This window comes from Paenibacillus sp. MCAF9, assembly GCF_052114265.1.
Lineage (GTDB): Bacteria > Bacillota > Bacilli > Paenibacillales > Paenibacillaceae > Pristimantibacillus.
In genome coordinates, this window is sequence record NZ_JBFREL010000102.1 from 1 (window position 1) to 398 (window position 398).

The 398-nt window shown below is 53.9% G+C and carries 1 rRNA gene; it reads right to left on the reverse strand.

Annotated elements, in window-relative coordinates:
• A 23S ribosomal RNA gene (locus AB4Z45_RS33080) occupies positions 1-398 on the reverse strand; the annotation flags it as partial.

The following is a 398-nucleotide window of genomic DNA, read 5'->3' on the forward strand; positions in this document are numbered from 1 at the left end:
GAGTTCTTCCGCGCGCCTTAGCATGCTCTGCTCGCCTACCTGTGTCGGTTTGCGGTACGGGCACCTAGATCTCACTAGAGGCTTTTCTTGACAGCCGGAGTACATGACCTTCGCTACTGCAATTTTCGCTCCCCATCACAGCCCAGCCTTATGATCGACGGATTTGCCTATCGATCAGCCTCACTGCTTGGACGGACTATTCCATCAGTCCGCGTCACTGCCCTTCTGTGTCACCCCATTGCTCAAACRATCTTCGGTGGTACAGGAATTTCAACCTGTTGTCCATCCACTACGCCTTTCGGCCTCGCGTTAGGTCCCGACTTACCCTGAGAGGACGAGCCTTCCTCAGGAACCCTTAGGCTTTCGGCGGACAAGATTCTCACTTGTCTTTTCGTTAC